This window comes from Pantoea sp. Pa-EAmG (assembly GCF_030024295.1).
GTDB classification, from domain to species: Bacteria; Pseudomonadota; Gammaproteobacteria; order Enterobacterales; family Enterobacteriaceae; genus Pantoea; species Pantoea dispersa.
Genome location: NZ_JASEWO010000040.1, coordinates 1 through 23,511 on the forward strand (window position 1 = coordinate 1; position 23,511 = coordinate 23,511).

Below are 23,511 nucleotides of genomic sequence, written 5' to 3' on the forward strand. Positions count from 1 at the left end.
TATGATGATTTGGCGTACCCGCGAGGGCGGCGTTAAATATCAATTTTAATATCCGGCCAGATTGAAAGAAGCCCGCTCAGGGAAAGCTGAGCGGGCTTTTTGTTGTGGTGAGTTTGCTGGGCGATGGAAGATGATACGGGCCGCTAAATCAAACCCGCCGGACTGATGTCAGCCACCCTTTTATTTTATAACGTTTTGCCCAGGCAAATGGCCTCTTCCCGGCCGCGGTAGGGTCCGTAATTTTCTCTCTGCCGGTAACCCTGCCTGATATAAAAATCCACGGCGCGCTGATTAACATGCCGGGTTTCCAGCCACAGTTCACGATATCCCAGGTTTTTTGCCGCGGCTTCCAGAGCGCAGAGCAAGGCGCAGCCGATGCCCGGCAAACTGCGGTCGGAGAACATCCTTTTCAGTTCAGCGATCCCGGCAGCCACCGGCCGTAACGCGCCGCAGCCGACGGCCGTGCCCTGCGCGTCTCTCGCGATCACCCACAACGCGCCTTCACCCTGAAAGGTGTCAACGCTGGCGCGGCTGTTTCCGCCATCGCCAGTGATAGCCGCAAGCTCTGCGGAGAGTTTTTCAATCAGCCACTGTGATTCCGCCGAGCGCGGGTCTGCGTGTTCAATCTTCACCATCGTGATACCTGTATTAAAGGAGGCTGCTGTGCCGCTACCAGACTGACCTTACATCTACAATAGGTGTTGTTCATCACCACCCGCTGCAACATCTGGCGGGCAAGTCCGGCGTTTACCCGATATGCTTCTCTTCCTTGCCTGCCAGCGCTTCTTCACTCTCTATCATTGCAAAGAATAACTCGAGCTGCCCGAGCATCATCGACGCGGCCACCGATAACTGGCGTTGTGGTGCCACGCACAGTGACAGAGTAAAGGGTTTTAATACCGTGTCGATCAGCGGAATGAATTTCAGTTCTCCCCGGCGATATTCATCAACAATATCCAGCCAGCACATCAGGCTGATGCCAACATCATCACGCACTAACGATCGCAGCATATGAATGTTATTGGTGCGCCCCACTTCCTTCAGGCGAATGCCAGAACTGTTAATGAGCGCTTCCAGCGGATCGGCCAGCATTAATGGCGCGGCGGGCACAATAAACGGCCAGGGTTCGCAATGGCTGAAGCGAATAGATTCCAGCGTTGCCAGGGGATGATGTCGGCTAACCACAATCCCCAGACGCAGATCGGCAAAGGATTTCACCAGCAGTTCACGCGAGCTTTGTGGGTTGAGCATGATGCCAAAATCCGCATCACCGGCGGTCAGCGCATTCGCGATATGGATATTGCTCATGGTGGTGAGGGTAAACGAAATGCCCGGATAGTCTTCACGGATACGCTGCAGGATTGAGGAGAAAAAACCGCGGTTAATGGCATCAATGGTGGCGATATGCACATGGCCATGTCGCAAGCCACGCAGATCCTCTAATTGGGTACAAACACGACCAAAATCACGTTGCCAGTTTTTGGCCGCATTAAACAGGATTTCGCCAGCGGCAGTCATACATAAACCTGATGGATGGCGTTCAAACAACGGCATATCCAGCTGTTCCTCCACGCGCAAAATCTGCCGATCGATAGAGGAGGCAGAGACGTGCAACACCTCGGAAGCCTTACGTAGCGAACCCTGGCGTGCCACTTCGGTGAAATAAATCAGAAAACGTGAGAAGGCAAACATAGTGGGTGCTCTCTTTTTTGCAACGCATCATGCGAATTAAACAGATGGACGCTTACACAACGGCAAAATAATAATCGCATCCATGATAAAGACAAGGGTATGCGCGGCGCTAACGCTGATGACAGCCCTGCAAAGACAGGCTGATTATGAAATCAACACACCTGGCTGTCACCGTCATCGCAAAGCAGTCCAACGGTGCTGGCAATCTGTTACTGACGCTGGAGAGTGCCAGCGACCAACCGCTGCCGCCTTTTACACCGGGCGCGCACATTGATGTCCACCTGCCGGCGGGAGGGGTGCGTCAATACTCACTGTGTTCGCCAGCCAGTGCCGCTGGCTATGAAATCTGCGTGCGTCTTGATCCCGCCTCGACAGGCGGTTCCCGCTGGCTGCATCAACAGCTGAATGTCGGCGATGCGTTAACCCTGTCGGCACCGCGTAACCACTTTCCGCTACCGGATGCACCGCGCACCTTATTATTTGCTGCCGGTATTGGCCTGACGCCACTGCTGGTCATGGCAGAAGCGCTGGCCAGGCGGCAGGCTGAATTCATGCTGCATATCTACCTCAAACATCATGATGAACTGGCGTTTGCGACACGTCTGGCGCAGCTCGGTGAGCGTGTCGTCATTCACTACAGTAGCGAAGGCGACAGCCTGCGCACCCGGATACCTGACGATCTGGAAACATCGGCCAACAGCGCGCTGGTTGCCTGCGGACCAGCTGGCTTCATGCACCACCTGCAGCAGCAAGCGCTGGAACGCGGCTGGCAGCCAGATCAATGGCACAGCGAACGTTTCAATCCTGCAGCCTCCCTGATTACCGGAGGCGACAGCTTCGACGTGGAGATTGCCTCCTCCGGCGCGCGTTATACCATTGGACAGGCACAAAGCATTGCCGGGGTGCTGGAAGCGGCGGGTATCGACATCGAACTCTACTGTGAGCAAGGCATGTGTGGTGCCTGCATTACGGGTGTTTTGTCGGGTGAACCCGATCACCGTGACGAGGTGTTAAGCCCAAAAGAGCGTGCCGCGAATGACTGCATCGTCCTGTGCTGCTCACGCGCACGTTCTCCGCTTCTGGTACTGGACTTATGAACATCTATCCAGGCGCAACCGGCGCACGTTTACCCCGCTGGCTCCTGCCAGACAGCTGGCCACAGCAGGACAACCAGCCGCAGCTGGCGACGTTACATTTTCACGCTGACGGGCTGCAGTTCGCCCCCTCTGAAGGAGCGTATGCCGATTATTTGCCCCTCAATGGCGCTCTGGTGCTTCCAGCCCTGATCGAACCGCATGCGCATCTGGATAAAACGTTCACCTTTGAGCGTAGCCCGGCACGCCAGCCCGGTTTACTGGCTGCGATTTCCGCGATGCATCAGGATCGCGTGCACTGGAGCCGTGAGGATTTGCAGCAGCGCGCTGAGCAGGCGTTGCGCTGGGCGGTGGGGAGTGGCGTAGGTGTATTGCGCACCCACGTCGACTGGTTCAGCCCTGAAGCGCCGCTGGCGTGGCAGGTGATCGGTGAGTTACAGCATCCGCTGTGCCGTATTGAACGCGTGGCGCTCGCCCCGCTGAGCTTTTTTGCCCGCCAGGATGATGCGCAGCATATTGCCGCCCAGGTGGCCGTCAGCGGTCCGGGCGCGCTTCTCGGCGGTTTCATCCACAGCAGCAACTGGGATGCAGTCGCCTTCGCCAATCTGCTGCACGCGGCCGAACAGTGGCAGCTCGATATCGACCTGCACATAGATGAAGAGTTGAATGCCGATGCGCAGGGCATGCGCTGGCTGGCGAACTACCTGCAACAACATCCGTTCAGTGGCCAGATTACCTGCAGCCACAGCTGTGCGCTGTCTCAACAGGAAGATGCCCTGCAAATTCTTGACCGGCTGGCCCTGCACCGCGTGACGCTGATCGCCCTGCCCCTGACCAACCTGCTGCTGCAGGACGCGGTGCCTGATCGCACACCGCGTCAGCGCGGATTGACGCTGGTGAAAGAAGCGCAGGCGCGGGGGCTTTCACTGCTGCTGGGCGCTGATAACGTGCAGGACGCTTTCTGCCCCCTCGGCAGTTATGACCCGCTCGATACCCTGTTCAGCGGCGTATTGAGCCTGCAGCTGGGTTCTGCCTTTGATGAAGCCTCTCAGCTCATCTGCCAGCCCGATGCGCTTTATCACAACGATGTGGTGATTTTTCCGTCTGCCGATGCGGCAAGCTGGCCGCTGCGCCAGCGCCAGCGCTATCGGCTCAAACAGGGTGTGCGTTATGGAGACGAAACAGATGACGCTTGATGATGGCGCGGGTAAACCGCTGGCCAAATATGCGGCGTGGCGACGCGTCGGCGACTTTATTTTTCTCTCCGGCATTATTCCGGTGAACCCGCAAACCGCCACCATCGTGCGCGGTTACAGCGATATCCCTGACGCGGCGCAACGGCTACTGGGACGCAGCGGTGAATTCTCTACCGATTTCAAAGAGGGCCCGATTCTGGCACAGAGCTGGTATGTGCTGGAGAGCATCCGCACCACCGTTGAACGCGCCGGTGGGCAGATGAGCGATGTGTTCAAACTGGTGCAGTATTTCCGCAATCTGGACCATTTCCCGCACTACAGCCGGGTGCGCAGGCAGTTCTTCCCGGATGAACCGCCGGTGTCAACGGTGGTGCAGGTCAGTGAAATGTTGCCCAGCCCGGACGTATTAATCGAAGTTGAAGCCACGGCGTGGTTGCCACAATAACGCGAGGAAACAGTATGTTGCATGGTTATATCCCGGCAAACCGCTTTTTGCCGTATCTGAGCTGGACCGACATTGCCACGCTGGATAATAAAGCCAACACGGTAATCGTTTTGCCGACCGGGGCGATTGAACAGCACGGCCCTCATCTGCCGTGCGCCGTGGACAGCGTGATTTCATCGGGCGTGGTCGGGCATGCGCTGGCACGTTTGCCCGCTGACATCCCCGCGTACGCCATTCCGCCGATCACCTACGGTAAATCCGATGAGCACCTGCATTTTCCCGGCACGTTAACGCTGACCGGCGAAACCTTATTACATACCATTCTGGAGATTGGTGAATCGCTGTATCGCGCCGGTTTTCGCAAGTTTCTCATGGTGAATGGCCATGGCGGCCAGCCGCAGCCGCTGCAAATGGCCGCACGCGAACTGCGTCTGCGCCACGGTGACATGATCATCATTATGCAGGACACCTTCAAAGTGCCTAACTGCGCCGAAAGCTTTATGGACGATAAAGAGCGCCAAATGGCGATGCATGCCGGTCATGCGGAAACCGCACTGATGCTGGCACTCGCCCCCGACACCGTGCAGATGAGCAAAGCCGTGGCGAATTATCCGCCTGCCTTCCCCTGCCCGACACTCTCGACCAGTAAACCCATGGCGGCATGGGCTTCTTATGATTTCGGCCCCAGCGGCGTGATTGGCGATCCACTGCCGTCGACGCCCGAACAAGGCGCGGCGATTCTGGATTCGCTGGCGGAAAGTTGGGCACAGGTGATCACCGAAATGCATCAAATGAGCTGGGTAACCCGCGCTGAACCGGCATGGGGCACAGGCCACTGGCAGGGCAAAGTATTAGACCACAACGACGCTGCATCACTCTTAACATCGCGCTAACCGGGGGATCACGATGAATAAAAAATTAAGCATGATTGCCGCACTGTCGCTGGCGCTGTCGGCCCAGAGCATGGCGGCGGAGAAATTCACCTTTATGACCAACTGGTATGCGCAAGCAGAGCATGGCGGTTTTTATCAGGCACTGGCGCAGAACCTGTATAAAGATGCCGGGCTGGACGTCACCATTAAAATGGGTGGTCCCCAGGTTCACACCATGCAGCTGATGGCGGCGGGTCAGGCAGACTGCATCATCAGCGATAACATGCAGGCGCTTGAATCCTGGCAGCAGGGTGTTGAAGCCGTGCCCGTTGCCACTACGTTCCAGCACTCGGCAATTGCTTTTCTTACCCATCCTGATGTGAAAGATAAAGCGGATCTGCAGGGTAAAACCTTCCTGCTGGCGGCGGAAGCTTATACCTCCTACTGGCCGTGGGCGCAGAGTGCGCTCAGCCTGAAGAATGCGCGCGTGCGCCCGTACACGTTCAGCATCCAGCCATTCCTAGCAGACAAAACGCTGGTGCAGCAGGGTTATATCACCTCGGAACCTTTTGCTGTGCAGAAAGCCCATGCGCAAGCCAATGTCTACCCGATCAGCGAATGGGGTTACCCGCCCTACGGCAACAGCATTGTGTGCATGAAATCAACCATTGAAAAACGTCCGCAGGCGGTAGCCGCATTCGTTAAAGCCTCAATGCAGGGCTGGAAAAACTATCTGCAGGATCCGAGCGCTGGCAACGTCCTCATCAGGAAAGAGAATCCACAGATGAGCGAGGAGCAGATCGCCTTCGGTATTGCCCAGATGAAGAAATACCAGATGGTGACGGGCGGCGACGCGCAAACGGCGGGTATCGGTATTATTACCGAGCCACGGCTAAAACAGACATGGCAGCTGCTGGTGGATAACAAGCTAATCGATCCGGCCAAAGTGCCGTTTGCGGGTAGCTACACGCTGCAGTTCATCAAAGACGTTAAGGTCATGCCATGAACACCGCCAGCAACATAACGCCGATCAATCCGGACAGCCAGCCACGGCCTGCAGCGCCGCCGGCGATTGAGGTGCTCTCCGCGGAGAAAATCTATCCCAACGGGACGCGGGCACTGCTGCCGGTGGAACTGACCGTGCGCCAGGGCGAGTTTGTTTCACTGCTCGGCCCTTCCGGCTGTGGCAAAAGTACCTTACTGAAAATGATTGCCGGCTTAATTGAACCCAGTGATGGCAAACTGATGCTATTTCGTCGCGATCGTCGGGAGAATCAACGCGATCTGCCGCTTTCCTTTGTGTTTCAGGAAGCCACCCTGATGCCGTGGAGCAGCGTGCATAATAATGTACGCCTGCCGTTGGATCTGGCGGGGGTACCACGCGGTGAAGCCGACACCCGGGTGCGGGAGATTCTGGCACTGGTTGGCCTGGGTCAGTTTGGTCATGTACTGCCACGCGAGCTTTCCGGTGGCATGCAGATGCGGGTGTCAATTGCCCGTGGTTTAGTGACGCGTCCCCGGGTGCTGTTAATGGATGAGCCCTTTGGCGCGCTGGACGAAATCACCCGCAACAAACTGGACAGCGACCTGCTCGATTTGTGGCAGGAGCAAAAGCTTACAGTAGTTTTTGTGACCCACTCGATTCAGGAAGCCGTATTCCTGTCGCAGCGTGTGATTATGATGGCCGCGCGACCGGGTCGCGTTGTTGATGATATTCGCATTGAAACCAGCCTGCCGCGTGATGATGCGTTTCGTGTCAGTCAGCCGTTTACCCATTATGCGCAGCTGTTGCAGCGCGGCCTGCTCGCAGCCAGTCAGGAGAGCAAAGCATGAAACCGCTTGCAGCAAACCGTAAATTTCAACAATGGCTGTTTCCGGCGGTGGTCGCCATTGCCATGCTGTTACTGTGGCAGTTTCTGGTCACCGCGTTTAAGGTGCCCGCCTTTCTGGTCCCTTCTCCACTCGTCGTGGCGCAAAGCCTGGCGCAAAACTTTCCGGCGTTGTTTATGTCCTTACTTTACACGCTGAAAATCACGGTGATCTCGTTTGTGCTGGCGACGGTTATTGGCTCCATCATTGCGTTTTTACTGGTGCAGAATCGGTTTATCGAGACGGCGTTATTTCCTTATATTGTCTTTCTGCAGGTAACGCCGATTGTCGCCATTGCGCCGCTGATCATTATTTGGGTGAAAGACACCACGTTGTCCCTGGTGGTGTGCGCCACTCTGATGGCAGTGTTCCCGATCATTTCAAACACCACACAAGGTTTACGTAGCGTGTCTCCGGGGCTACTGAGCTATTTCAGGCTCAACCATGCATCGCGCCTGCAAATTTTAATACGCCTGCGCATTCCATCGGCGTTGCCCTATTTCTTTGGTGCGTTGCGCATCTCCAGTGGCTTGTCGCTGATTGGCGCAGTGGTCGCGGAATTTGTTGCAGGCACCGGCGGCACGGATACCGGGCTGGCCTATCAGATCCTGCAGGCTGGCTATCAACTCAATATTCCGTTGATGTTTGCCGCATTGTTACTGATTTCCCTGGCCGGCTTCCTGCTCTTTGCACTGATGTCATGGCTCACGCGCCGCGTACTGGCAGCATGGCATGAGAGCGAATTGAGCCCGAGTTAATGCAACACGGGCGGATCATCAACCGCCCATCACCTCTTCGACTGACAGGAGCTATACATGTCTGAACCCGATCGCCAGTTTGCACTGGCGGCGCTGGTCGCGGCGTTGCCGGAATTTGACTGGATTAAAGAAGCGCCGAAAGTAAAACGTCTGTCACGTGACTTTCACTGGTTTAGCCCGGTGCTTAAACACCAGCTGGAAGAGAAGTTCGCCGAGCTGGCTGTTCGTCCACGCGATGAGAACGAACTGCTTGCCGTTGTGGCAGCCTGTGCCAAAGCGCGTATCCCACTGAATCTCCGGGGGGGCGGCACCGGCAACTACGGCCAGCTGATTCCGCTGGAGGGCGGTGTCATGGTCGACATGACACGCCTGAACAGCGTCACCGCCATGGGTACCGGTACGGTGCGCGCGCAGGCTGGCATTCGTCTGGGCGATCTCGAAGCACATACCCGCCCGCATGGCTGGGAGCTGCGTTGCATGCCCTCAACCTGGAAACTTGCCACGCTGGGTGGTTTGTTTGGCGGCGGTTTTGGCGGAGTAGGATCGATTAACTACGGTCCGCTGGCCGCGCCAGGCAACGTGCTGTCAATTCGTATGATGACGATGGAAGAGACACCGCGCATCATTACGTTGCAGGCACCGGATGCCCTGCTGTTGCATCATGCTTACGGCAGCAATGGCATCGTGCTGGAGATCGAGTTGGCACTGGCACCCTGCCACGACTGGATAGAGCGCCTGGATACCTTCGCCGATTTCCCCTCCGCGATGGCTTATGCCGATGCGCTGGCGCGTTCACCTGGCATTGTTAAACGTCAAATCGCGGTATTTGCCGCACCGGTGCTGGATTATTTCAGCGATTTAGCGGAGGCGCAGATTCGGGCTCAACACGGTGTCATTTCAGTGACGGGAAGCGAGAGTGATGGCCTGCTGCCCGCCATCCTCGCACAACACAACGGCCGTAATGCATTGCACTTTGCCGAAGGGGAAAATAGCGGCCATTCCCTGATTGAATATTGCTGGAACCACACCACCCTGCAGGCATTGAAGGTTGATAAAACCCTGACTTACCTGCAAACCGCTTATGCCGTGGATAATTACCATCAACAGGTGCTGGCAATGGAAGCTGAATTATCGGATGAGGTGATGTCACATATTGAATTTCTGCGCGACATGAACGGTGCGCTCACCTGTAGCGGCCTGCCATTAATCCGTTACAGCAGCCCGGAACGGCTCAACGCCATTATGGATATTTATCGTAGCCATAATGTGAAAATAAATAATCCGCATGTCATTCATATTGAGGATGGCAAACAAGGTATGGTGCGGCCTGATGTGGTTGCCCTAAAATCCGCCTGCGATCCTTACAACTTATTAAACCCCGGCAAGCTACGTGGCTGGGAAGTACGTGAAACCTTGCCGGCGGTACATATTCCCGGCGTTAATTGATCATCACTTTTTATTTACGGCATAACTCACCGCCGGGTGATCCTCTCACCCGGCTGGCATAGTTACGCTTTCCTCAACGGGTGTGTTTATTCAGGGATCATGCAATGAGAGCACTAAAACGTGTCGGTTTACTTGCGCTGTTTTTCCCCTTCGCGCCAGCAACACTGGCTGCGACACAAAGTAATATCAGCGACTGTCATTACGATGCCAGCGGTGTAGACAGCTTCAGCGATATATTCACCTGCGGTACCGTTAGCGGCAGTTTACGTACGCTCTACTACTCCACACACAATGCCTATTTTTCCAAAGGCTTTAATCAGGACACCACCAGTTACGGCGGCAGTGTGAAATATGAAACGGCTCCCGCGTATGGTTTTCGCGCTGGCGTGAGCGCCATCTTTTTGCGGGGGATTGATCACCCGGATGAAGCGCATACCATCAGCGACATTGGTGATAATCAGACCAATATCGGGGAAGCTTATTTAAGCTGGCAACAGGATGATTTTAAAATTACTGCCGGCGATCAACGCATTAACATTCCCTTCGTCGGTGACTATGACTGGCGTATTACACCGATACTCTTCAGGGGCGTTGATGCCAATTATGGCGACAGCACCCAGTATTTGCATGCTACCTAAGTCTGGCGCTACAAGCCCTGGGGCGACGATCAGTTCCTGGATACCACGGCCTATTCGGATATCGATGAGCGCACTAACGGCATGTGGGCGATTGGTGGCGGACAGGGCACCCAGTGGGATAACAAAAAACTTACCGGACAAGTGTGGTATCAGGAATATGCTGATTATTCCCGCGTTGTCTATGGCGAAAGTCATATGCAGTGGCAGGATACATTGTTGCAGCCGGATGTGGCTCTGCAGTTTATTCGCGGTACCAGCTTAGGGAAAGCGCTGGCCGGAGAGGTCAATAGCACCTCTTACGGTGCTCAGCTCGCGCTGAGTTTCACCCCTGCATTGAACTGGAAATTGGGCTACGACCATATTGCTGCCAGCCCCAATAGCTGGGGTAACGGTTCACTGGTGGTGCCTTATGCCCACAACAGTTCATCGGGTCCCTATTTCGCCCAGCCGTTTTTCACCAGTACCCAGGATCTTGGCAGTGGCAATGCATATATGACCAACCTGAACTACGTGCTTAATGAGCATCTTTCTCTGGGTACACAATATTCGTTTATGGATTTAAAACCCTCGGCACAGTCTGCCAGCATTAATCAGTCGGAATATCTGGTGTATTTCACCTGGGCGTTTAGCGGTGTATTAAAAGGATTAAGCGTGACCGATTTTGCCGGCGTGCAGACATCGCCTCTGTACGATTCACATTTCTGGCAGAATCGTTTGAGTTTGCAATACGACTTTTAATCATTCATTCCATCAGAATTAACTGTCTTTACCTGCTGCCCAGGATGGATGAATTGCTGATTAACCCATAGGCCCCTTTAACAGGGGCCTGTTGAGTTTTTGTACAATATTCACCGCCAGCGCCTGATGCGAAGCATTTGTCTGCAGGAGAGCGTACTGGCGCAGACGTTTTTCTCAGTGCCGCCTGTCAATGCGCTGCACCAGCCGATCGCCGAGCCACTGGATACCGCACACCAGCACGATCAGTACGGCGATCACCGCCACCATCACCGCAGTGTCAAAACGCTGATAACCGTAGCGAATCGCCAGATCGCCCAGGCCGCCCGCCCCGATGGCACCCGCCATTGCCGAGGCGCCGATCAGCGCCACCAGCGTGACGACAAAACCGGAAAGAATGCCCGGCAGCGCTTCAGGAATCAGCACCTCCCAGACAATACGTAATTTGCTGGCACCCATGGCACGCACCGCATCAATCAGCCCGCGATCGACATCGCGCAGTGAAACTTCCGCTACCCGGGCAAAATACGGCGTGGCGGTGATCGATAACGGTACAATTGCGGCCCAGGTGCCCAGAGAGGTGCCGACCAGCAGACGGGTAAAGGGAATCAGCGCCACCAGCAGAATAATGAACGGCAGCGAGCGAAAGCCGTTGATCACTACGCCCAGCAGACGATTGATGCTCCGGTTTTCAGCAATGCCGCCGGGGCTGGTGGTCACCAGAATCAGTCCCAGCGGTAATCCGGCCAGCAGCGAAAACAGGCCGGCCACCGCCGTCATCAGCAGCGTTTCACCCAACGCATTGAGCAGTAAATCAATCATCACTGGCGACATAACCGACCAACTCCACCTGTGCCTGCTGCGTACGCAGCCAGCTGAGAACCTGATACTCATCGGCAGCGTTGGCGGCCGGGAGCGCAATAAAGAAACGCACTACCGCGTAGTGCTGAATGTGGTCGATGCCCCCCTGCAGCAGGCGAAATTTACCCGGCAGAGCGCTGGCAAACTGCGTCAGCAAATCCCCCTGCGCCGCCACACCAGCAAAGTGAACGCTATAGATCGCCTCACCTTCACGCTGTTCGCTGAGCCGCGCTGCGAGATTCTCCGGCAGCTGCGGCAGCAGCCCGCGCAGCAGCGTGCGCGTCAGCGCGGATTGCGGATGGGCGAACACCTGCCACACCGGGCCCTGCTCGACAATCTCCCCGGCGTCGATGACGGCCACGCGATGCGCCACGGATTTGATCACCTCCATCTCATGCGTGATCAGCAGAATGGTGATACCAAGCTGCTGATTGAGCGATTTCAGCAGCGCGAGAATCGAGCGGGTGGTTTCCGGATCGAGCGCCGACGTGGCTTCGTCACACAGCAGCAGCGCCGGGCTGGCGGCCAGCGCGCGGGCAATACCGACGCGCTGTTTTTGTCCACCGGAGAGCGCCGCCGGATAGTGTCCGGCCTTATCGCTCAATCCTACCAGCGCCAGCAGTTCCGCTACGCGCTGGTTGCGCTGTGCCTTTTCCATGCCAGCTATTTTCAGCGGCAGCGCCACATTCTGCGCCACGGTTTTTGCCGACAGCAGATTGAAGTGCTGAAACACCATGCCGACGCGACTGCGCACCGCCTGCAGCTGCTGTTCCGAGAGACCGGTAATACCCCGCCCTTCAATCTCGATTACGCCTTCGTCGGGCTGCTCCAGCCCGTTGAGACAGCGAATCAGCGTCGATTTTCCGGCGCCGCTGCGCCCGATCAGGCCAAGGATTTCGCCTTTTTGCACCGTCAGTGAGACATTGCGCAGCGCCTGTGTCTGGCCGAAACGGCGCGACACGCCCTGCAAACGCACCACGTTGCTGTGCTGCGCCACGCGATCGCGTACTGTTGTCTCTTCGATCACGCCGCGCGCCACGGCGGTCAGGGGCACGGTGGCCTCGGAAAATAGCGTCATGGATGGGTTCCTTACCAGGCGGTTTCGCCCGTGCCTTTGTAGACCTTGTCAAACACCGTTTTGACGGCATCGTTCTGGTACGATGCCACCAGGGTTTTCACCCACGGGGCGCTGGCGTTCTCTTTTTTCACCGCGATAAAGTTGTTGTACGGGTTGTCTTTCACCGGCTCCTGCGCGATACGATCCGACGCGGTCAGGCCGCTTTTCAGCGCCCAGTCAGTATTGACCACTGCCGCATCAAGATCCGGCACCGAGCGACCAATGATGCCGGAATCCAGCTCTTTGATTTTCAGGTGATGGGGATTGTCTGTGATGTCGGCCGTGGTGGCGGCAATGCCGACGCCCGGTTTGAGTTTGATCAGCCCCTGTTGCTGCAGCAGCACCAGACCGCGCGCCTCGTTCGACGGATCGTTAGGCACGCCGATTACCGCTCCGTCTTTCAGAGCGGCGGCGCTTTTCACTTTCTTCGAATAGAGACCGATCGGCCAGACGGCGGTATCGCCGACGCGCACGATATCGTAATGATTGACCTTGATTTGATTATTCAGGAACGGCTGATGCTGGAAGGCATTGGCATCCACTTCACCATTCTGTAACGCTTCGTTGGGCTGATTATAATCATTGAAAATCACGGTCTTCACCGTCAGCCCTTTCGCGGCGGCCTGCTTGATCACTTCACGCCAGACGTCTTCGTCCTCGCCGCTCATGATACCGACCTTCACCGCGGTTTTATCCGCTGCCTGCGCCACTGAAAACGGCGCGACCACGCTGCCGGCAACCAGTAACGCGCCGACAGTTAACAACAATTTATTTTTGGCTGATACAAAGCGTGTGTGCATAAATTATTTCCTGAGTGTTATTATTACGCGAGTCAAAATAAGCTGCCGTGATCGACAGATACGCGCAGTATACGCAGTTGCTTATTCCAGCATTATGATTTATCCAGGAATGCTATTCCTGAAATGAATAAAGCCATGCCGCCGCTCATCGCGCCAAAAGGCCCCGGGCGGCTGTGCTACCATGCCTGTTTGATTGACCGTTATTGAGCGCTATGTCGGATACCACACCCAAACGTAAAAATGACCCGGAAGGGTTGAAAAAACGCATCCTCGCGGGTGCGCTGCAAACCTTCGCCGAATACGGTATGCAGGGCGCGCGAATGGAGCAGATTGCTGAACTGGCACAGACCACCAAGCGCATGGTGGTGTATCACTTCATCAACAAAGAGAAGCTGTATATTGAGGTGCTGGAGCAGGTGTATCAGGCGATCCGCCAGCATGAAACCGGCCTGAATCTTACTACGCTGGAGCCGGAAGAGGCGATGATCAAACTGGTGGAAGCCAGTTTTGACTATCACGTCACGCATCCCGATTTTATGCGCCTGGTGTGTACAGAAAACCTGCTGCGCGGGCGTTACATCATGCAGTCTGAGCGCATCAAAGCGATGAACAAAAGTACCCTCGATTTGCTGGATGACATCCTGTCCCGCGGCCAGCGTCAGGGCATCTTTATCGACGGCCTGGATACCGTGGACGTACACCGCCTGCTCAGCAGTATTTGTGTGCATCACGTCTCCAACCGCTACACCTTCCACACGCTGTTTACCCCCCACGACAGTGAAGAGGACAGTATTCGCCGCAACCGTCAGCTGGCGGTGACGGCCACGCTGCGCTATATACGCAAAGCCCCGTAATCTGCGGGTTCGCTGTGATGGTCTACGCTTGATCAAATAAACGGGACCGTGACAGACCTCAGATTAAGGAACGCTGTAGTGAAGAAAGATGCTCTCCTCTATCCGTTACGCAACACGCAACATACCGATGACACGCCTGCGCTCTGGAACTGGGCGCAGAATTCGGTAGTTGGCCAGCGCCAGCAATTGCATCAGCCGCGTAGTGAAGCCGAGCTGCAACAGCTGTTGCGCGACTCGCACGGCAAAGTGCGCGTGCTCGGCAGCCGTTTGTCGCCCGGTCGCATGCTGTGCGTACAGCCGCAGGACGTGCTGCTGGATCTCAGTGCGCTGCGCGGCATCCTCGCTCAGGATGAAGAGAGCGTAACGTTTGCCGCGGGCACGCCGCTGCAGCAGGTGTATGACAGCCTGACAAAGATGGATCGCATGCTCGCCTCTTCGCCCGGCGTGATTGCGGTGCAGACGCTGGCCGGCGCGCTGGCAACCGGCACCCACGGTCAGGGCCTGGCACAGAGTTCGCTGGCGGACGAAGCGCTGCATATCCGCATGGTGCTGGCCGATGGCAGCGTGCGCGAGTTTCAGCGCGGCGACGCCGATTTCCCGGCGGCGATGGTTTCACTTGGCGCGCTCGGCATCGTCACCGCCATTACGTTGCGTACTCAGCCATTTCGCCTGTTTACCTGCCATAAATTCGCCGCGTCTGCCGATTCACTGGAACAGGATTTGCTGACGTGGAATGAGCAGCACGAACTCAGCAAAGCCTGGTGGTTTGTCGATGACAACCTGATGCATGTCTGGAACGCCGATGTCGCCAGTGCCGAGGACAGCCAGGCATGGTACGACCATCAGCGCGAAGTGATTGAGCACGGCGATCAGGCCGACAGCAGCCTGAACGATACCATCGATCAGACGCTGGAACACATGCATCGCGACACGCAGATTCACGGCAAAGGCGGCAAACAGTTCCGTACCGTCACCCGCTTCCGTGATTTCACCGACATCAGCGGCGATATCTACCAGCTGTTTTGTCGTGGCATCGCCGTACCGCAGATCAACGTTGAGATTGGCGTGCCGCTGGCCAAAACGCCGGAAATTATCAGCAAGATTAAAGCCTGGTACGCGCAGAATCGTCCGCACATGCACTATCCCATCATCCTGCGCTGCACCGGCGCTTCACAGGCGTGGATGAGCCCGGCGCATCAGCAACCAACCTGCTTTTTTGGTTTCGTGGTGTATTACGCGGATGACGGCTCACTGTCGCAGGACGGACTGCATTTCCTCACCGAAGTGGAAAAACTGCTGGCGGCAGAAGGCGGACGTCCGCACTGGGGTAAATATTACGATCCGCAGCGCTATCAGTGGCGCGCCATCTATCCGCAGTGGGATGCGTTTCGTGCAGTGCGTGAACAGCTGGATCCGACGCACCGCTTTAGCAATGACTATGTCACGGCTTTGTTTGATTGAGTTTGATTGATTTTGATGGGGAGAAGCTATGTACGCCTGGGTAACGCTGTTAACGCAGCCGGAATATTATGTCGGGGTGAAAGCGCTGCATCGCTCACTCAAACGCAGCGAAACGCGCTGGCCGCTGATTGTGATGGTCACCGATGCCATCGATCTGAGCATGCGCGAAGCATTACAGGCGCTGGGCTGCGTGATCCATCCGGTCCAGCCGCTGATGCCGGACGCCGCGCTGGAGCAGCATTATGCCTCGGCACAGTTTGGTGAAGTGTGGAGCAAGCTGCGCGCCTGGGAGCTGACCGGCTGCGAGCGCGTGGTGTTTCTTGATGCCGATATGCTGGTGCTGCGCAACATGGATGAGCTGTTTACGCTTGACCTCGGCAAGCATGCGCTGGCGGCCTGTCACGCCTGCCGCTGCAACCCGAATCAAATCGCCAGCTATCCTGACAGCTGGCAGCCGGAGCATTGTCACTACACCTGGCAGGCGCGCGGTGAAACGCCGCCCGCCGATCTTGATAACTATCTCAACGGCGGCTTTCTGGTGCTGCAGCCGGATCAGGCGGTATTCGACTGGCTGCAGCAGAAAGTGGCTGAGATTGACGACCTGCGCCGCTATCCGTTCTCCGAACAGGATTTGCTCAATGAGGTGTTTGCCGGACGCTGGCTGCCGCTGCCGTACATTTATAACGCGCTGAAAACCCTGCCGTTCCAGCATGCCGGCTTATGGCATGACGATGAGGTGAAGAATCTGCACTACATTCTCGCCAAACCGTGGAAGCGCGATCTGAACCAGCCAGAGGCGCAGCGCGATCGTTATTACGCGCTGGATAAGCTGTGGTGGGAGCTGGGTGCGGGTTAATGGCTGGTAACGGCGCGATTTATCGCGCAATGGTTGGTCGCCATCAATGGCGACCCTACAGAATCTAAAACGGGTCAAAGCCTTTGCTGAATTTCCCAGGGTGCGCATTTATGCGCATCTGGTAACGGCGCGATTTATCGCGCAATGGTTGGTCGCCATAAATGGCGACCCTACAGGGTTGAATGCGGGTTACAAGGTCTTAGTGCATTCGTGAAGGGCGCGTTGTCGCCATCAATGGCGACCCCGCAGAATCTAAAACGGGTCAAAGCCTTTGCTGAATTTCCCAGGTTGCGCATTTATGCGCACCTGGTAGTGGCGCGATTCATCGCGCAATAATTGTGCGCTTCCCTGCGCACTGTCGCTGAACGCCAGCCGAGCTCTGGCGCGACGTGGGTCAGAATGCTGTCGATCACGTGCGCACAATAATCCACGCCAAGCTGATTAGGGATGGTCAGCAACAGGGTATCGGCTTCCGCAATCGCTTCATCCTGAGCCAGCTGTTTGATCAGCTGCTCCGGCTCTGCGGCATAGCTACGCCCAAAGATGGCGCGGGTTTTCTCATCGAGGAACCCGACGGAATCCTGCTCCTGTCCGCCGCGACCGAAGTAAGCGCGGTCGGTGTCGTTCATCAGGGCAAAAATACTGCGGCTGACCGACACGCGCGGCGCACGCTGATGCCCTGCCGCCTGCCACGCTTCTTTATAGGCGCGGATCTGCTTCGCCTGCTGCACATGGAACGGTTCGCCGGTCTCGTCATCCTTCAGCGTCGAACTCTGCAAATTCATCCCCAGCTGGGCTGCCCAGATCGATGTGGCGTTCGAGCCGGAGCCCCACCAGATACGCTCGCGCAGGCCTTCGGAATAGGGCTCGAGGCGCAGCAGTCCCGGTGGATTCGGGAACATCGGCTGCGGATTGGGTTTGGCAAACCCTTCGCCACGCAGCACTTCCAGCAGCTCTTCGGTGTGACGACGTCCCATATCCGCATCGGTTTCCCCTTCGCGCGGATTAAAGCCAAAGTAGCGGTAGCCTTCAATCACCTGCTCCGGCGAGCCACGGCTCAGGCCGAGCTGCAAACGGCCGTTGGCGATCAGGTCCGCTGCTCCGGCGTCTTCCGCCATATACAGCGGATTTTCGTAACGCATGTCGATCACACCGGTACCAATCTCGATGCGGCTGGTTTTGGCACCGACCGCCGCCAGCAGCGGAAACGGTGAACTCAGCTGGCGGGCAAAGTGGTGTACGCGGAAATAGGCACCGTCGGCACCCAGTTCTTCGGCGGCGACAGCCAGGTCGATCGATTGCAGCAGCACATCCTGCGCCGAACGGGTGGCCGAGTGTGGTGACGGGGTCCAGTGACCGAAAGATAAAAAGCCAATTTTTTTCATGCTAAATGCTCCTCGCGGGCCAGAACGGCGCCGGCGTCATCAATCAGAATTCGATGAGGTAAGGTTACGCCTGTGCGAAGAGGACTGATAGCCAATAGTTTTCGCGCGCTTCTTCAACTTTTTTGCATAACAAAGCAATTTTCCGTCTTTGTGTTTATCACGCGTATCACGCATCGTGAGCGCATCTTTTCCCGTCTCGCTGACTGAATACATGAACATGGTCAAAGGAACCTCCGCCTACCTCAGTGCGCAACAGCGCGAAGTGGTGCATCAGCTGGCGCGCAGCTGGCTCTGGCGCAGCGAATTGCCGACCTGGCTGTTAATCATTACCGTTTATAGCGGCTGGTTCGCCAGCGTGCTGTACTGGCAAACGCTGGGTCTGCCCCTCGCCACACTGCTGCTGATCCTGTTCACCACCTGGTATTTGTCGCTGCAGCATGAGCTGATTCATGGCCATCCGACGCGCCTGCCGCGCCTTAATCAGCTGTTTGGCACGCTGCCGCTGGCGGTGTGGTATCCGTATGGTCTCTACCGGGATTCGCACCTGGCACATCACCGCAACCACACCCTGACCGATCCGCATGATGATCCGGAAACCTATAATCTGTCGCCGGCGCACTGGGCACGGCTCAAACCCTGGCAACAGCGCGTTATCCATCTGCGTAATACCTTTCCGGGACGTCTGCTGCTGGGACCGCTGCTGGATATCCTCGCCACGCTGCGCGCGCTGACGCAAAGCGTGGTGCAGCGCGACGTGCCGGCGATGATGATGTGGCTGGTGCACCTGCTACTGCTGGCCGGACTGTTTTACTGGCTCAGCCTGCGCGGCTTTTCCCCGCTGTGGCTGGTGCTGGCGGTGAGCTATCCGGCGCTGATGCTGACCAAGGTGCGCTCATTTTACGAACATCGTGCCGATGAGGCGCCACTGGCGCGCTCGGTGAATAACGAAGCGGCCTGGCCATGGCGCCTGCTGTTCCTGAATCTCAACTATCATTCTGTACATCACGATCTGCCCGGTTTACCCTGGTACGGTCTGCGCAAAGTCTATTTGCTCTACCGCGACGGCTACTATCAGCGTAATCAGGGTTTTCGCGTTGCCGGTTACGGCGAATGGATGAAGCGCTTCTGGCGTCAGCCGATCGACGTTAACGCCCACCCGGGACACCACAAGGACGCACAGAATGCACATCATCTCTTTACCGATGTACGACATCGACCACCCGAGCACGCTGGCCATGACCTCAGTGCTGACGCGGCTGCTGGCGAAGCGCGGCGTGCAGGCTGAGGTGCAATGGCACGACGACCTGCTGCCACACTGGCGTGATGACAATCTGCTGCTGAGTCAGACCTGCGGCTATCCGCTGGTCGCGCTATTGCCTGACGTGCAACTGGTGGGCACGTTTCAGTCCAATGCGCCTGGCTGCCATGACCTGCGCTATCGTAGCTGGCTGGTGGCGCGGCAGGAAGATGAGAACCTGAGCCTCGCCGATTTCCGCGGCCGTCGCGCAGTGTGCAACAGCAATGACTCACATTCCGGATACAATGCGCTGCGCTACGTGGTCGCGCCGCTGGCCCGGGACGGCAAATTCTTCGCCACTACCCGGATCAGCGGCAGCCACCGCCAGTCGCTTGCCGCGCTGCGCGCCGGACAGGCCGACCTCGCCGCCATTGATTGCATCACCTGGGCGCTGCTGCGCAAATACCGGCCGCAGGAGCTGCAGGGCTTAGCCATTATCGGTGAAACCCCGCTGTGTGCCGCGCTGCCGCTGATAACCTCAGCGAAAACCGACAGTCTGCTACTGGAAAAGCTGCGCAGCACGCTGTTTGAGCTGGCCAATGTGGAAGACTACAAGGATGTGATGAAGGCCAACCTGCTGGCGGGCTTTTCCGTGCCGCAGCGCGACTGGTTTGACGAGGTTAAACGCTGGGAAGATGACGCCGCCGCGCTGGGCGTGACGGCGCTGTAAATTAAGCACTAACCGGCGACATCCCTGCCGCCAGCAAGCTTACTGTGCGCGAGCCGCGATAATCGCCTCCGCGACGTTACGCGGTGCTTCGGCGTAGTGGGCAAACTCCATGCTGTACGTGGCGCGACCCTGCGACATTGAGCGTAGCGTGGTGGCGTAGCCAAACATCTCGGCCAGCGGCACTTCAGCACGGATAATGCGCGCGCCGAAACGCTCGTCCATGCCCTGCAGCGTGCCGCGCCGGGATGACAAATCGCCCATCACGCCGCCGGCATACTCTTCCGGCGTCTCCACTTCCACCTGCATCACCGGCTCAAGTATCACCGGATCGGCCTGCTTCGCTGCCGCTTTGAAGCCAAAGATCGCCGCCATGCGGAACGCCATCTCCGACGAGTCAACGTCATGATAAGAGCCAAACGTCAGTGTGGCTTTGATATCGACCACCGGATAACCGGCCAGCACGCCGCTGTTGAGCGCTTCACGAATGCCCTTCTCCACCGAAGGAATGAATTCGCGCGGCACCACGCCGCCTTTGGTCGCATCTTCAAAGGCGAAACCGCTTCCGGCCGCCTGCGGCTCGAGCGTCAGCACCACGTGACCATACTGGCCTTTACCGCCCGACTGACGCACAAATTTCCCTTCCACCTCGCGCACCGTTTTGCGGATGGTTTCGCGGTAGGTCACCTGCGGCCGGCCAATATTGGCTTCCACGCCAAACTCGCGTTTCAGACGATCGACGATGATCTCCAGATGCAGTTCACCCATGCCGGAGATGATGGTCTGACCGGACTCCTCATCGGTGTGCAGCCGGAACGACGGATCCTCTGCCGCCAGCCGCTGCAGCGCCAGCCCCATTTTTTCCTGATCGCCTTTGGTCTTTGGCTCAATCGACAGCGAAATCACCGGATCGGGAAATTCCATGCGCTCCAGCGTGATTACCGCATTAGGATCGCACAGCGTTTCGCCGGTGGTGACCTCTTTCAGCCCGACGCAGGCGGCAATATCGCCGGCGCGGATCTCATCAATTTCGATGCGATCGTTAGCCTGCATCTGCACGATGCGGCCAATGCGCTCTTTACGCCCTTTCACCGCGTTCCACACGCTGTCACCCTTGCGCAGCACGCCAGAATAGACGCGCACAAAGGTCAGCTGACCGACGTAAGGATCGCTCATCAGCTTGAACGCCAGCGCCGAGAAAGGTTCCTCATCGTCAGCATGGCGTTCGTCGTGTTCGCCGCGCTCGTTGATGCCGGCGACCGGCGGCACGTCGAGCGGCGAAGGCATCAGTTCGATGACCGCATCGAGCATGCGCTGCACCCCTTTGTTTTTAAACGCGCTGCCGCACAGCATCGGCTGGATTTCGCCCGCCAGCGTGCGCTGCCGCAGCCCGGCAATCACCTCGTCTTCACTGAGATCGCCCTGCTCCAGATAGCGATCCATCAGCGCTTCGCTGGCTTCTGCCGCTGCTGCCACCATGTTTTCCCGCCACTCCGCCGCCTGCGCCTGCAGCGCGTCCGGAATCGGCGCATAGCTAAAGCTCATGCCCTGGCTGGCATCGTCCCAGTAGATGGCGCGCATTTTGTTGAGATCGATGACCCCGCTGAACTGCTCTTCAGCGCCGATGGGAATGACAATCGGCACCGGATGCGCCTGCAGGCGATCTTTCATCATCTGCACCACGCGGAAAAAGTCCGCGCCCTGGCGGTCCATCTTGTTGACGAACGCAATGCGCGGCACGTGGTATTTATTCGCCTGCCGCCACACGGTTTCTGACTGCGGCTGAACGCCACCGACCGCGTCGTACACCATCACGGCGCCATCCAGCACGCGCATTGAGCGCTCCACTTCAATGGTGAAGTCAACGTGTCCGGGAGTATCAATGATGTTGATACGGTGCGGCGTGAAGCTGCCGTCCATGCCCGGCCAGTAGCAGCTGACCGCCGCCGAGGTGATGGTAATGCCGCGCTCCTGCTCCTGCGCCATCCAGTCGGTGGTTGCCGCGCCATCGTGCACTTCACCCAGCTTGTGGCTCATTCCGGTGTAAAACAGGATGCGCTCAGTGGTGGTGGTTTTACCGGCATCGATGTGCGCGGAGATGCCGATGTTGCGATAACGTTCGATGGGGAGGGGTCGGGGCATGATGCGTCCTTAGTCTGTTGACGAAAAAAACCGGCAGGCACCATTGCCCGCCGCTGTGCCCCAGCATAAACCCATTGTACGAATGAATACGAACAGTTTGAGCTTTTTTTGCTCATCGCTGAGATTGTCACGGTTTTCCGCATTTGCGGTGTGGCGCAGTGAAGCGCAGCGTTTTAAGGTAAGGCTTTCATGCTTAACGGGAAAACAGTCCATGCGTATTCTGATTGTGGGAGCCGGTGCCACCGGCGGGTACTTTGGCGCGCGCCTGGCGCAGGCCGGCCGTGATGTGACCTTTCTGGTGCGCGAGCGCCGCCAGCAGCAGCTGCAACAGACCGGACTGGTGCTGCAAACGCCGGAGGGCAGCACGGTGCTGCAACCGCAGCTGGCGCTGGCCTCGACGCTGACCGGTGATTACGATCTGATTATCCTGACGGTGAAAAGCTTTGCGCTGGAACAGGCGATTGAAGACATCGCTCCGGCGGTTGGCGCGCAGACGCTGATCATGCCGGTCCTCAATGGTATGCGTCACATTGATACGCTGCGCGCACGTTTCGGTGACAAGGTGATTGGCGGGCTGTGTAAGATTCACGCCACGCTGGGCGAGCACGGCGAAGTGATGCAGCTCTCGCCGCTGCACATGCTTTACTACGGCGCGCTGGACGGCAACAACGATGCCCGTCTGGCGCGCGTGGATGCCGCGCTGCGTGATGCGCAGTTTGATAGCGTGTTCGCCGATAACATTATCAGTGAGCTGTGGGAAAAGTGGCTGCTGCTGAGCACGCTGGGTGCCGTGTGCTGTGTGGCGCGCGGCAATACGCAGCACATCCTGCGTTCAGCCGGTGGTGAAGCGCTGCTACAGGGCATTTTCGCCGAGGTGCTGGCGGTGATCACCGCCGATGGCTACCAACAGCGTCCGGCCGTGACGGCGAAGATTTATGAGACGCTGAACAATCCTGATGCGGCGATGACCTCATCCATGTACCGCGATTTAATCCAGGGCTACGATATCGAAGCCGATCAGATCATCGGCGATTTGCTGGTGCGCGGCGCGCGCCATGCGGTGGCGACGCCGCTGCTGAACGCGGTGTATGTGAATTTGCAGGTGTATTTGCAGACGCGGTGATCGGTCCGGTGCGTGGCGTGCCAGGTGCGCATGAATGCGCATCCTGTTATTTGTGCGACATGTCATTGCGGCACCAGCCAGTCGCACAAACCGTAGCGGCGCGATTTATCGCGCAATGTGCATTTCCGCACCGCGGCCGGTTGCGCAATAAATTGCGCCGCTACGGATAAGGCAGAATATTCTCTTTACTCAATCACATATGC

21 protein-coding genes and 1 pseudogene are annotated in these 23,511 nt (G+C 57.3%); 15 read left to right on the plus strand and 7 right to left on the minus strand.

Annotation, left to right across the window (positions count from 1 at the left end; all coding sequences use genetic code 11):
* Nucleotides 1-185: 185 nt before the first annotated feature.
* Together QMM04_RS07965 and QMM04_RS07970 are read right to left on the minus strand one after the other, a co-directional pair.
* Complete coding sequence (locus tag QMM04_RS07965) at nt 186-635, minus strand: GNAT family N-acetyltransferase (RefSeq protein ID WP_282995957.1); 450 nt, start codon at nt 633-635, stop codon at nt 186-188.
* 112 nt (nt 636-747) lie between these two features.
* Nucleotides 748-1,692, minus strand: a complete 945-nt coding sequence (locus QMM04_RS07970) for a LysR substrate-binding domain-containing protein (RefSeq protein WP_238561831.1) — start codon at nt 1,690-1,692, stop codon at nt 748-750.
* Nucleotides 1,693-1,838: 146 nt separating this feature from the next.
* On the opposite strand from QMM04_RS07970, the gene QMM04_RS07975 reads away from it, so the two are divergent.
* From QMM04_RS07975 to QMM04_RS08015, 9 genes and pseudogenes are all read left to right on the plus strand, one after another.
* Nucleotides 1,839-2,789 (plus strand): PDR/VanB family oxidoreductase, encoded by a 951-nt coding sequence (locus QMM04_RS07975; protein WP_278708377.1) that lies wholly within the window; start codon nt 1,839-1,841, stop codon nt 2,787-2,789.
* Nucleotides 2,786-3,982, plus strand: coding sequence for an amidohydrolase family protein (locus QMM04_RS07980; RefSeq protein ID WP_282995958.1), 1,197 nt, complete (start codon nt 2,786-2,788; stop codon nt 3,980-3,982). The genes QMM04_RS07975 and QMM04_RS07980 overlap by 4 nt, the downstream gene beginning before the upstream one ends.
* Complete coding sequence (locus QMM04_RS07985) at nt 3,972-4,427, plus strand: RidA family protein (RefSeq protein ID WP_021509778.1); 456 nt, start codon at nt 3,972-3,974, stop codon at nt 4,425-4,427. Before QMM04_RS07980 ends, QMM04_RS07985 begins: the two co-directional genes overlap by 11 nt.
* A 14-nt stretch (nt 4,428-4,441) precedes the next feature.
* On the plus strand, nt 4,442-5,320 hold the full coding sequence (locus QMM04_RS07990; RefSeq protein WP_104189734.1) for a creatininase family protein: 879 nt from the start codon (nt 4,442-4,444) through the stop codon (nt 5,318-5,320).
* A 13-nt stretch (nt 5,321-5,333) separates the two neighbouring features.
* A complete protein-coding gene (locus tag QMM04_RS07995) occupies nt 5,334-6,305 on the plus strand; it encodes an ABC transporter substrate-binding protein (RefSeq protein WP_088518058.1) in 972 nt (323 codons plus the stop codon).
* The gene (locus QMM04_RS08000; protein ID WP_104189732.1) at nt 6,302-7,132 is read left to right on the plus strand and encodes an ABC transporter ATP-binding protein; all 831 of its coding nucleotides are present in this window, start codon (nt 6,302-6,304) and stop codon (nt 7,130-7,132) included. Before QMM04_RS07995 ends, QMM04_RS08000 begins: the two co-directional genes overlap by 4 nt.
* Complete coding sequence (locus QMM04_RS08005; RefSeq protein ID WP_104189730.1) at nt 7,129-7,926, plus strand: ABC transporter permease; 798 nt, start codon at nt 7,129-7,131, stop codon at nt 7,924-7,926. The genes QMM04_RS08000 and QMM04_RS08005 overlap by 4 nt, the downstream gene beginning before the upstream one ends.
* A gap of 57 nt (nt 7,927-7,983) precedes the next feature.
* On the plus strand, nt 7,984-9,372 hold the full coding sequence (locus QMM04_RS08010; protein WP_088518055.1) for an FAD-binding oxidoreductase: 1,389 nt from the start codon (nt 7,984-7,986) through the stop codon (nt 9,370-9,372).
* 104 nt (nt 9,373-9,476) lie between these two features.
* Nucleotides 9,477-10,748, plus strand: a pseudogene (locus QMM04_RS08015) (TonB-dependent receptor).
* A gap of 174 nt (nt 10,749-10,922) precedes the next feature.
* Here QMM04_RS08015 and QMM04_RS08020 read toward each other — a convergent pair.
* From QMM04_RS08020 to QMM04_RS08030, 3 genes are read right to left on the minus strand one after another with little or no spacing between them, the layout of a single operon-like run.
* Complete coding sequence (locus QMM04_RS08020; protein ID WP_088518053.1) at nt 10,923-11,579, minus strand: methionine ABC transporter permease; 657 nt, start codon at nt 11,577-11,579, stop codon at nt 10,923-10,925.
* Nucleotides 11,560-12,684, minus strand: a complete 1,125-nt coding sequence (locus tag QMM04_RS08025) for an ATP-binding cassette domain-containing protein (protein ID WP_241799048.1) — start codon at nt 12,682-12,684, stop codon at nt 11,560-11,562. Before QMM04_RS08025 ends, QMM04_RS08020 begins: the two co-directional genes overlap by 20 nt.
* An 11-nt stretch (nt 12,685-12,695) precedes the next feature.
* Nucleotides 12,696-13,523 (minus strand): MetQ/NlpA family lipoprotein, encoded by an 828-nt coding sequence (locus QMM04_RS08030; RefSeq protein ID WP_241799047.1) that lies wholly within the window; start codon nt 13,521-13,523, stop codon nt 12,696-12,698.
* 212 nt (nt 13,524-13,735) lie between these two features.
* Here QMM04_RS08030 and QMM04_RS08035 point away from each other — a divergent pair, with 212 nt between their 5' ends.
* From QMM04_RS08035 to QMM04_RS08045, 3 genes are all read left to right on the plus strand, one after another.
* On the plus strand, nt 13,736-14,377 hold the full coding sequence (locus QMM04_RS08035) for a TetR family transcriptional regulator (RefSeq protein WP_021509768.1): 642 nt from the start codon (nt 13,736-13,738) through the stop codon (nt 14,375-14,377).
* A gap of 78 nt (nt 14,378-14,455) precedes the next feature.
* Entirely contained in the window at nt 14,456-15,838 is a 1,383-nt protein-coding gene (locus QMM04_RS08040) for a D-arabinono-1,4-lactone oxidase (protein ID WP_058781996.1), read from the plus strand.
* A 28-nt stretch (nt 15,839-15,866) separates the two neighbouring features.
* On the plus strand, nt 15,867-16,694 hold the full coding sequence (locus QMM04_RS08045) for a glycosyltransferase family 8 protein (protein ID WP_282995959.1): 828 nt from the start codon (nt 15,867-15,869) through the stop codon (nt 16,692-16,694).
* 296 nt (nt 16,695-16,990) lie between these two features.
* On the opposite strand, the gene QMM04_RS08050 is transcribed toward QMM04_RS08045, so the two are convergent.
* On the minus strand, nt 16,991-18,079 hold the full coding sequence (locus QMM04_RS08050; RefSeq protein ID WP_282995960.1) for an LLM class flavin-dependent oxidoreductase: 1,089 nt from the start codon (nt 18,077-18,079) through the stop codon (nt 16,991-16,993).
* 217 nt (nt 18,080-18,296) lie between these two features.
* On the opposite strand from QMM04_RS08050, the gene QMM04_RS08055 reads away from it, so the two are divergent.
* Together QMM04_RS08055 and QMM04_RS08060 are read left to right on the plus strand one after the other, a co-directional pair.
* A complete protein-coding gene (locus tag QMM04_RS08055; protein ID WP_282995966.1) occupies nt 18,297-19,364 on the plus strand; it encodes a fatty acid desaturase in 1,068 nt (355 codons plus the stop codon).
* A complete protein-coding gene (locus QMM04_RS08060; RefSeq protein WP_282995961.1) occupies nt 19,261-20,046 on the plus strand; it encodes a PhnD/SsuA/transferrin family substrate-binding protein in 786 nt (261 codons plus the stop codon). Before QMM04_RS08055 ends, QMM04_RS08060 begins: the two co-directional genes overlap by 104 nt.
* Nucleotides 20,047-20,085: 39 nt before the next feature.
* On the opposite strand, the gene fusA is transcribed toward QMM04_RS08060, so the two are convergent.
* Complete coding sequence (gene fusA / locus QMM04_RS08065; protein WP_125310088.1) at nt 20,086-22,185, minus strand: elongation factor G; 2,100 nt, start codon at nt 22,183-22,185, stop codon at nt 20,086-20,088.
* Between the two features lie 211 nt (nt 22,186-22,396).
* Here fusA and QMM04_RS08070 point away from each other — a divergent pair, with 211 nt between their 5' ends.
* Complete coding sequence (locus tag QMM04_RS08070; RefSeq protein WP_282995962.1) at nt 22,397-23,308, plus strand: ketopantoate reductase family protein; 912 nt, start codon at nt 22,397-22,399, stop codon at nt 23,306-23,308.
* Nucleotides 23,309-23,511 lie beyond the last annotated feature (203 nt).

Coding starts and splice junctions, on each gene's coding strand:
- QMM04_RS07965 (WP_282995957.1), bottom strand. CDS start 635: ATGGTGAAGATTGAACACGCAGACCCGCGCTCGGCGGAATCACAGTGG.
- QMM04_RS07970 (WP_238561831.1), bottom strand. CDS start 1,692: ATGTTTGCCTTCTCACGTTTTCTGATTTATTTCACCGAAGTGGCACGC.
- QMM04_RS07975 (WP_278708377.1), top strand. CDS start 1,839: ATGAAATCAACACACCTGGCTGTCACCGTCATCGCAAAGCAGTCCAAC.
- QMM04_RS07980 (WP_282995958.1), top strand. CDS start 2,786: ATGAACATCTATCCAGGCGCAACCGGCGCACGTTTACCCCGCTGGCTC.
- QMM04_RS07985 (WP_021509778.1), top strand. CDS start 3,972: ATGACGCTTGATGATGGCGCGGGTAAACCGCTGGCCAAATATGCGGCG.
- QMM04_RS07990 (WP_104189734.1), top strand. CDS start 4,442: ATGTTGCATGGTTATATCCCGGCAAACCGCTTTTTGCCGTATCTGAGC.
- QMM04_RS07995 (WP_088518058.1), top strand. CDS start 5,334: ATGAATAAAAAATTAAGCATGATTGCCGCACTGTCGCTGGCGCTGTCG.
- QMM04_RS08000 (WP_104189732.1), top strand. CDS start 6,302: ATGAACACCGCCAGCAACATAACGCCGATCAATCCGGACAGCCAGCCA.
- QMM04_RS08005 (WP_104189730.1), top strand. CDS start 7,129: ATGAAACCGCTTGCAGCAAACCGTAAATTTCAACAATGGCTGTTTCCG.
- QMM04_RS08010 (WP_088518055.1), top strand. CDS start 7,984: ATGTCTGAACCCGATCGCCAGTTTGCACTGGCGGCGCTGGTCGCGGCG.
- QMM04_RS08020 (WP_088518053.1), bottom strand. CDS start 11,579: ATGTCGCCAGTGATGATTGATTTACTGCTCAATGCGTTGGGTGAAACG.
- QMM04_RS08025 (WP_241799048.1), bottom strand. CDS start 12,684: ATGACGCTATTTTCCGAGGCCACCGTGCCCCTGACCGCCGTGGCGCGC.
- QMM04_RS08030 (WP_241799047.1), bottom strand. CDS start 13,523: ATGCACACACGCTTTGTATCAGCCAAAAATAAATTGTTGTTAACTGTC.
- QMM04_RS08035 (WP_021509768.1), top strand. CDS start 13,736: ATGTCGGATACCACACCCAAACGTAAAAATGACCCGGAAGGGTTGAAA.
- QMM04_RS08045 (WP_282995959.1), top strand. CDS start 15,867: ATGTACGCCTGGGTAACGCTGTTAACGCAGCCGGAATATTATGTCGGG.
- QMM04_RS08050 (WP_282995960.1), bottom strand. CDS start 18,079: ATGAAAAAAATTGGCTTTTTATCTTTCGGTCACTGGACCCCGTCACCA.
- QMM04_RS08055 (WP_282995966.1), top strand. CDS start 18,297: ATGGTCAAAGGAACCTCCGCCTACCTCAGTGCGCAACAGCGCGAAGTG.
- QMM04_RS08060 (WP_282995961.1), top strand. CDS start 19,261: ATGCACATCATCTCTTTACCGATGTACGACATCGACCACCCGAGCACG.
- fusA (WP_125310088.1), bottom strand. CDS start 22,185: ATGCCCCGACCCCTCCCCATCGAACGTTATCGCAACATCGGCATCTCC.
- QMM04_RS08070 (WP_282995962.1), top strand. CDS start 22,397: ATGCGTATTCTGATTGTGGGAGCCGGTGCCACCGGCGGGTACTTTGGC.